We start from the raw sequence: 8,293 nt of genomic DNA, 5'->3' as shown, positions 1-8,293 counted from the left end.
GGAGTTTCCCAAAGTTAAAGATACCACATCAATCCCACGCGGACTTTTGCTCAACCGATACAGCCGGAGGGCTGGATAACAAGAAAAGGCGGTATGCGCCCCGTGGAGGGGTAGCGTACCGCCTTTTCTTGTGGGGGTTTCCAAAGGGGGCAACGCCCCCATTTGGCACACGACTTTGCGAAGCAAAGTGTAGTGTGTTATACGCTCTGTCGGCGTTGCCGTGAAAATGCCGTTGCCGCCGGGGAGGGCAAGGGCATTTGAAGCGGCAGGAAAACAGGGCTGTGCTTGCGTGGCGTAGAGCCGTAAGCACAGGTCTGGTTTCAACAGCAGACTGGGCGTATATGAAAGCCCCCGTCCCTCGTCCTACGCTCCGACTTGTGGACAAAGTGTCCCGAAGTTGTGGCTACACTCCCGGAAAAGTAACAGGACAGCGGGCAACCGTCAAGGCTGAAATGAACGGGCTTACACCCGGCCTTGACCGCCACCCGCCGTCCCGCTGAATGGGTGGACAAGGCGGCCAATCCCTCAAAGTGCTTGGCCGCTCTCGTTCTGATTTTGGAGCGTTTCTTTTCTCATAATGAAATGGGCGGGAAGCCATTTTAGGGCTTTCCCGCCTTGATTGCCCATCAGCAAAGACGGGCGGGACTGTCAACGGCGGCGCATGAAATGCGCCGTTCATCTTGACCGTTGACTGGCTTTGCTATTTCTCTGATAAATGAAATTTCGATTTTTAGAAATCGTTTAAGATAGCAATGCGGCTCCACTTGAAATTTTTTCTTTTACTGCAAAAACAGCCTCTTGGATAGAATAGGTTGTCGTTTCTATAACATTCGATTCATATATCCCCAAATTACAAAATTGCTCCCACATTGTTTCTACTAATTCAACATTTGTTTTTCTGTCTAATTTTGAACGTTCCACAGCTCGTTTCATAGTTTCTTCTTTACTGGCTCTTAAAACAATATAGTGTACTTCATAATCTTCTCGAACAAGGGCTCTCCATGGTTCTAAAAACCACGGCCCGACAATTCCATCTACAATTACATCATATCCGCCGCGGGCATAGCGCTTTGCAGCTTCTAAAAAGGCTTCAATGACAACTAAATTTTGTTCGTTGGACTCTGGTAAATGCGGCGGTATTGCTCCTTTGCTTAAATAATGAAAAAAGTCGTCTGTGTGCATATGCACAGATTTATCCATGTTCGATTCTTTTGCGACAATCGACGCAGTTGTTGTCTTTCCTGTTCCCGGCGAACCTGTAATCACAATAATTCTTCCTTGATTCATCTACATTCTCCCTCGCAATTCAGATTTACCGCTCTCTTTCTGATTTTGGAGCGTTTCTTCTCTCAAGATTGAAATGGGCGGGAAGCCATTTTAGGGCTTTCCCGCCTTGATTGCCCATCAGCAAAGACGGGCGGGACTGTCAACGGCGGCGCATTTATGCGCCGTTCATCTTGACCGTTGATTGGCCCCGCTAACTTTGCTACTCTGTTCTAAGTAATTCCTCAATTTGTTTTTTCATATATTCTACAAGTGCCATCGCTTCCTTTTCTACTGTCTCCCATTCATCAGACAAATTTCCCAAATAAGCTTCCTTTGCCGTTGTTAGCAGGGGGGGAAATCTCTCCGGCAATTTTAAAATTACCCATTTTGCGGCAACATCTTTTGTCGTGATTTCTTCTGTTACTAAAGTAAACCACATTCGTGATAAGGTTAATAACACATTTCTTTCATCACCCTTAAAGCTGGAAATCAAACCAGGTAAAGAAAACCGAATTGCTTTTTTAATTTCGTGAAATGGGATAGCGGGAATAAGCTCTTTGCTTTCCGCCCCCTTCAAAGTTATGCTATTTTTTCTTGCTTGCCATAATAAAATCATTATATCTGGGTCATTGCAGGCTTGCGGATATTCTCCTGCTTCCATCTCTCCCCTTAGCCATTCACCATACATATACTGACATTTTGGCGGAAATTGCAACGGAACAATATCAGATTGATTGATAATAGTTACCTCTAAAGGTCTTTTTTCAATACAGCCTACGGAGCCAGAAATTTTCAATAATTGCTTTGTTAGATCTGCTCTGATTGAATTACTCAATTCTTGTTTAGTAATTATCAGTATATCTATATCACTATCTGGACGCAGCCCATTCATTGTTGCTGAACCATATAAATATATCCCCAATATTTGACCTTGTAATATGGTTTCTGCTATTGAAATAACTTGATTTACTTGTTGTGGAAATTCATTTATATTCATTGTAACTCCTATATGTATTTATTTTTACTCCTCAACAACTGATAAAACAGCGTCTAAGGCTAATTCTAAGGCTATGGATATACTTGTTTTTCCCCATTCTCTTTCTTGGTATTTATGAGGGTCTGCAAGAGTATCGGCTGAAAAAAGCAGCATAGCCCATGTAACTTTTCTAAATTTTGCACACGCCGCCAATGCGGAACATTCCATTTCTACTACTTGACATCCCTCTTCTTTCCGATACTGAACCATTTCTACTGTTTCTCGATAAAAACCGTCTGTTGTCCATGTTTTAACTTCCCAATATGGTATATTCTTTTGGCTTAAAGCAGATTCAATCGCATTTATACCAGCCTTTGAAATCTCTACTTCTCGGGAGGGAGGAAGATAATGGTAAGATGTTCCCTCATCTCTCAATGCAGAAACAGGTATCAAAAATCTATTTTCCGGGATGTCTTCCAATACGCCGCAGGAGCCGACGGAAATAATCTTTGTTACACCCGCTGCAATTAAATATTCTAAAACTTGGACGGCAGCAGCACTTCCCACAGGAGCCGGACATAGACATATTTTCTCCTGATTATAAAGACATTCATAAATAGGATATCGTCTTGTTGCACTTTCAAATTCATCTATCTGTATTCCATCATGGGTATGTGCATAATTTTCAACCTCGTCTCCTAAAAAAGCAAACACTGCTTTTGCAGGAAAACATTTTTTCCCATTTCCCGGCTGAAAAACAGCTTTTGATGCGGTATCGTACTCTAAAACAGGGTAGTCATGCTTTACTAATGGCATATTATTATCTCGAATAACAGGCTATTATTCTATTCCTTTCATCATCTTTTTTGCCAACTGCTTGAACAGGTCGGCAGTTTCTTCATCCATCGGCGTAAGCTGTCCGATCTGTCCGGCAACCATCGCCGCTACATCGTCAATGGAAAGCGGGTTTTGCTTCTGTTCCGCCAATGCGTCCCGCATGGCTTGGAACATCGCGGCGGTCACAGCTTCTCCCGGCTGTTCCCCGTTGTCAATGGCTTTCTTAATATCCCGCAGGATAGCAAGGAACACATTTTTGATTTTCTCAATCTCCGCCTCATGTTCCCCCATCTTCTGGGCGTTCAAAAGCTGTAAATCCTGCTTTGCTTCCGCCCGGTGTTCCGGGTGTTCTTTCATCAGGTCGGACAGGGAAGCCGTTGCTATCTCGATAAGCTGGTTTCTTGCTGTTATGCCTTTTGCCGCTGTGTCCTGAAAATAAATCCGTATCAAATCTATCAGCTTAGGAAAATTCCTGTGTTCCAACAGGCGGTTGAGGATTTGCACATCAACAGCACCCGTCACGAGCCCCCTCACGGCTCCCTCGGACAAGCCTAATTCAGAAATATCGTAGCTTTTACGGACGCTCACGGTGGATAAGCCCAGTATGTAGTCTGTCGATACCTTAAATTCCTTTGCCACGCCTATGAGAATATCACTGCTGACCGTTCTCGTTTCGCCGCTGACAATGCGGCTCAACTGGGAAGCGGAAACCCCTATCTTCTCCGCAAGTTCCTTTTGTGTGATGTGGTTCCCGTTGCATAAATCGGAAATCCGCTGTCCGGGTGTTCCGGGTAAAGCCATAGATACGCACCTCCTCCGCATACTTCCATTATACAGAATGATTGCAAAAATGTCAATTTCCAAAGTGTAAACTTCATCAAAATGCAATTCTCGCAAAATTCCGGGGATTGCATTTTTTTCGTGTAGACTTAGGGTAGTTCATCGATGGACAGCACCTTGAAAACAGAATGACCGTCCGAAAAGGAATACCCCGGCTGGGGAAGCACCGCAAGGAACCGGACTTCGAGACAAAATGTCCCGAAGCTGCGGTGAGCGTGCCAACGCCGGAACACGCCGCAGGAATGGGGCAGGAAGCCTTTTCGGGGAGAACGGCAGCGGAAAGCAAAACGGAGGGAACGCATGAAAAATAATCCCTACAAAGACTTGCCGCCGCTGGAATGCAGGCCGGACGGTTCCCTTTACCGCATGACCCCGGCGCAGCGGAAACGGGCAAGCGCCCTGATACGCCGGGAGTGCTGTTGCTGTGAGGACGGCAACTGCATTGCCCTTGACGATGGGGACACCTGCACCTGCCCGCAGACGATTTCTTTCTCGGTCTGCTGTAAGTGGTTCCGCTGGGCGGTCTTGCCGCTGGACGGGACGCTGGAAGCGGAAATTTTCCGGGATAAGGACTTGAAACGCTGTGCGGTCTGCGGCGGTGTGTTCGTCCCCAAATCCAACCGGGCAAAATACTGCCCCGGCTGTGCCGCCAGAGTTCACAGGCGGCAGAAAACAGAAAGTGAACGGAAAAGGAGGTCTGCTGTGGACAGTTAGGAGCGAAAAAAGCCTTGATTTATCAGGCTTTGCAAGCCCCAAACCGGGGCAGGTGGTATAAAGTATCGCCCGCCCCGGAAAACGGGCTTCTAACCGTCCACAAAACGAACTATGACAAATACCATCTATATCCACCAGCCGGAAAAGGCGTTCAGCTTCACCCGGCTCCCGAATTTTCTCTTTGAAGCCCCCACCCTGTCCAACGAGGCAAAGGTTCTGTACGCCTTTATCCTGCGCCGGACAGAGTTATCCCGCAAGAATGGGTGGGCGGATGACTGCGGACGGATTTTCCTGTATTACCCTATCTGTGAAGTGGTCACACTGCTCCATTGTGGGCGGCAGAAAGCGGTGAATACCCTGCGGGAACTGCAATACGCCGGACTGGTGGAGATCCAGAAGCAGGGCTGTGGAAAACCCAACCGCATTTTCCCAAAATCCTATGAAGCGGTTCCAAACACCGACTTCAAGAAATCCGGTTCTGGTACGCCGGAGGACTGAAAACCGTACCCATGAAGTACGGAAATCACTCCTGAGACGTACGAAAACCGGACGGTATATAGAAATACAAAGATAAAAAGATTGATTTATATTCTATCCATTCCAATCCTATCCGAGCTATTTTCTGCGGGATTTTCCCTGTGGAAAACCCCGGATAGGAAAGGAATGGGGAAAGGAGCAGAATGGCAAAACACGCAATTTTACGGTTTGAGAAGCACAAGGGCAACCCGGCAAGGCCGCTGGAAGCCCATCACGAAAGACAGAAAGAACAGTATGCCAGCAATCCCGACATTGACACAAGCCGGAGCAAATACAACTTCCATATCGTCAAGCCGGAGGGACGCTATTACCACTTCATTCAGAGCCGGATTGAGCAGGCCGGGTGCCGAACCCGCAAGGACAGCACACGGTTTGTCGATACGCTGGTAACTGCCAGCCCGGAGTTTTTCAAGGGGAAATCCCCAAAGGAGATACAGGCGTTTTTCCAGAGGGCGGCGGACTTCCTCATTGGCCGGGTAGGACGGGAAAATATCGTGTCGGCGGTGGTACACATGGACGAGAAAACGCCCCACCTGCATTTGACCTTTGTTCCGCTGACAAAGGACAACCGCCTGTGTGCAAAGGAGATTATCGGCAACCGGGCAAACCTGACGAAGTGGCAGGACGATTTTCACGCCTATATGGTGGAGAAATATCCTGACTTGGAGCGTGGGGAGAGCGCCAGCAGGACAGGCCGGAAGCATATCCCCACCCGGCTTTTCAAACAGGCGGTTTCCCTCTCCCGGCAGGCAAGAGCCATTGAAGCCACACTGGACGGCATTAACCCGCTGAACGCCGGAAAGAAAAAAGAGGAAGCCCTCTCCATGCTGAAAAAGTGGTTCCCGCAGATGGAGAATTTCTCCGGGCAGTTGAAAAAGTACAAGGTCACAATCAATGACCTGCTGGCGGAGAATGAGAAGTTGGAAGCAAGGGCAAAGGCCAGCGAAAAAGGAAAGATGAAAGATACGATGGAACGGGCAAAGCTGAAAAGCGAACTGGACAATTTACAGCGGCTGGTTGACCGTATCCCGCCGGATATACTGGCGGAACTGAAACGTCAGCAGCGGCACACGGTAAAGGAAAGGTGATAGATATAAGCAGAAATTTTCGCCGCCTCTGTGCGGCATTGTACCTTGAAAACTGAATATGGAGGACACTGGATGGCAAAAAGTGAAAGCGATATTTTTACACCCCGAACAGGGCAGGTTATACAAGCAGAGAACGGCACGCAGTATTTTGTATGTGGGAACAACCGTATAAAAATCTCCGAACACTTCGCCGCAGGCGGGAAGCCCCTCGGTGATCTGATTGTAGATGTGGTGCGGCATACCGCAGAAAAAGCCGCTTCAACCTGATAGCCCATCATTGATAACACGCCCACGCTTATGATATAATTGCCATAGAGCAAAAGTATTGTAAGCGTGGGTTGTTTCTTTAGAAGGAGGATTTTTACGGTGAAACAACCTTACAATACTACGATTTACAACACGGCGCTTTATATGAGATTGAGCCGGGACGATGAACTGCAAGGAGAAAGCGGGAGTATTCAGACACAACGCATGATGCTCCGGCAATATGCCGCCGAGCATGGCCTGAATGTCATAGATGAATATATCGACGATGGATGGTCTGGAACGAACTTTGACAGGCCGGATTTTCAGAGAATGATTGATGACATTGAGGACGGGAAAATCAACTGCGTTGTTACGAAGGATTTATCCCGCTTAGGCAGAAACTACATTCTGACCGGCCAGTACACGGAAATCTACTTTCCCAGCAAAGGCGTCCGCTATATCGCTGTCAATGACAATGTGGACACCATCAACGGAGAGAATGAGCTTGCCCCATTCCTCAACATTCTGAATGAAATGCACGCCCGCCAGACCAGCAAAAAGGTAAAGGCGGCCATGCGGACACGGTTCGCAAATGGCGCACACTATGGAGCCTATGCTCCGCTTGGCTATGTCAAAGACCCAGATAAGAAAGGCCATCTTCTGATTGACCCGGAAACAAGGTGGATTATCGAAAAGATTTTTGACCTTGCCGTTCATGGCCGGGGAGCCGCCAGCATTACACGGATTTTGGTCGAAGAAAAAGTACCTACTCCCGGCTGGCTGAATTTCCAGAGATACGGCACTTTCGCAAATATCTATGCCGGAGCGCCGGAGGAAAAAGCCTATGCGTGGACGATAGCGCAGGTGAAAAGTATTCTGAAAGAGGAAACCTATATCGGACACAGCGTCCACAATAAGCAGACCAACATTTCATTCAAAAACAAGAAGAAAGTACGCAAGCCAAAAGAGGAATGGTATCGTGTGGAGAACACCCACGAAGCGATTATTTCCGAAGATGTGTTCCGTCAAGTACAGGAGCAGATTTGCAACAGGCGCAGACGGCAGAAGAACGGCACAACACAGATATTTTCCGGGCTGGTAAAATGTGCGGACTGCGGCTGGTCGCTGGCCTATGGTATGAACAGCCAGAACAAAAATCCCTATGCCCACTACCATTGTAGCAAGTACGGGCAAGGATTGCACCAGTGTTCCATGCACTATATCCGCTATGATGTGCTTTACGCCTATGTCCTTTCCCGTCTGCAATACTGGTCTGTGCTGGCACAGCAGGATGGGGACAAACTTCTGAAACGGCTACTTAACGCCAGCGACAAGGAACGCAATACTGCAAGGAAGCGGCAGACAGCCGAACTGAAAAAGGCGGAAAAGCGCAAAGCAGAAGTAGACACCCTGTTTGCAAAAATGTATGAGGACTGGTCTGCCGGACGCATTACAGAATACAATTTCAATATGCTGTCCGAAAAGTATCAGGGCGAACAGCGAGAATTGGACGTAAAAATTGAACGGCTTCACGAAGCGATGGAGACCGCCGCCCAGACAGCGGTTGACGCTGAAAAGTGGATAGGTCTGATGAAACAGTATGTCAATCCCACAGAATTGACGGCTGAACTTCTGAATACGCTGATTGAAAAAATCCTTGTCCATGAAGCGGTCAAAAGTGAGGACGGAAGCCGGGAACAGGAAGTGGAAATCTTCTACCGCTTTATCGGCAAAATCGAATGACACATCTTGAGATACCCAACAATATCTTTAACTAAGGGAAACGGGG

Annotated in this window: 11 protein-coding genes; 7 read left to right on the top strand and 4 right to left on the bottom strand. The window is 47.6% G+C overall.

Going from position 1 to position 8,293, the window contains the following annotated elements; all coding sequences use genetic code 11:
- Window positions 1-224: hypothetical protein (locus BN6465_RS21095; RefSeq protein ID WP_207645255.1), on the top strand; the 224-nt coding region annotated here is incomplete at its 5' end.
- Between the two features lie 517 nt (window positions 225-741).
- On the opposite strand, the gene BN6465_RS00085 is transcribed toward BN6465_RS21095, so the two are convergent.
- The 4 genes from BN6465_RS00085 to BN6465_RS00070 all read right to left on the bottom strand — a co-directional run bounded on the left by BN6465_RS00085 (window position 742) and on the right by BN6465_RS00070 (window position 3,880).
- Complete coding sequence (locus BN6465_RS00085) at window positions 742-1,287, bottom strand: AAA family ATPase (protein WP_002578721.1); 546 nt, start codon at window positions 1,285-1,287, stop codon at window positions 742-744.
- Window positions 1,288-1,486: 199 nt separating this feature from the next.
- On the bottom strand, window positions 1,487-2,263 hold the full coding sequence (locus BN6465_RS00080; protein WP_002578722.1) for an ANT(9) family aminoglycoside nucleotidyltransferase: 777 nt from the start codon (window positions 2,261-2,263) through the stop codon (window positions 1,487-1,489).
- 24 nt (window positions 2,264-2,287) lie between these two features.
- Window positions 2,288-3,058, bottom strand: a complete 771-nt coding sequence (locus tag BN6465_RS00075; protein WP_052802846.1) for a nucleoside phosphorylase — start codon at window positions 3,056-3,058, stop codon at window positions 2,288-2,290.
- A gap of 24 nt (window positions 3,059-3,082) precedes the next feature.
- The gene (locus BN6465_RS00070) at window positions 3,083-3,880 is read right to left on the bottom strand and encodes a helix-turn-helix domain-containing protein (RefSeq protein WP_066730579.1); all 798 of its coding nucleotides are present in this window, start codon (window positions 3,878-3,880) and stop codon (window positions 3,083-3,085) included.
- A gap of 167 nt (window positions 3,881-4,047) precedes the next feature.
- Between BN6465_RS00070 and BN6465_RS00065 the strand changes: the two genes are divergently transcribed.
- From BN6465_RS00065 to BN6465_RS00040, 6 genes are all read left to right on the top strand, one after another.
- Window positions 4,048-4,230 carry a hypothetical protein gene (locus tag BN6465_RS00065; RefSeq protein WP_066730578.1) on the top strand — a complete coding sequence of 61 codons (183 nt, stop codon included), beginning with the start codon at window positions 4,048-4,050 and terminating at the stop codon, window positions 4,228-4,230.
- Window positions 4,220-4,633, top strand: a complete 414-nt coding sequence (locus BN6465_RS00060) for a cysteine-rich VLP domain-containing protein (RefSeq protein ID WP_032548360.1) — start codon at window positions 4,220-4,222, stop codon at window positions 4,631-4,633. Before BN6465_RS00065 ends, BN6465_RS00060 begins: the two co-directional genes overlap by 11 nt.
- A 111-nt stretch (window positions 4,634-4,744) precedes the next feature.
- Window positions 4,745-5,131: a replication initiator protein A gene (locus BN6465_RS00055; RefSeq protein ID WP_066730577.1), complete on the top strand. Its 387-nt coding sequence runs from the start codon at window positions 4,745-4,747 to the stop codon at window positions 5,129-5,131.
- A gap of 182 nt (window positions 5,132-5,313) precedes the next feature.
- On the top strand, window positions 5,314-6,258 hold the full coding sequence (mobV, locus tag BN6465_RS00050) for a MobV family relaxase (protein ID WP_066730576.1): 945 nt from the start codon (window positions 5,314-5,316) through the stop codon (window positions 6,256-6,258).
- 72 nt (window positions 6,259-6,330) lie between these two features.
- On the top strand, window positions 6,331-6,525 hold the full coding sequence (locus BN6465_RS00045; protein WP_002334813.1) for a hypothetical protein: 195 nt from the start codon (window positions 6,331-6,333) through the stop codon (window positions 6,523-6,525).
- A gap of 144 nt (window positions 6,526-6,669) precedes the next feature.
- Entirely contained in the window at window positions 6,670-8,247 is a 1,578-nt protein-coding gene (locus BN6465_RS00040; RefSeq protein ID WP_154410947.1) for a recombinase family protein, read from the top strand.
- The last annotated feature ends 46 nt before the right edge of the window (window positions 8,248-8,293 follow it).

It is taken from the genome of Bariatricus massiliensis, assembly GCF_900086725.1.
GTDB classification, from domain to species: Bacteria; Bacillota; Clostridia; order Lachnospirales; family Lachnospiraceae; genus Allocoprococcus; species Allocoprococcus massiliensis.
This window is presented reverse-complemented; position numbering and strand designations above follow the sequence as displayed.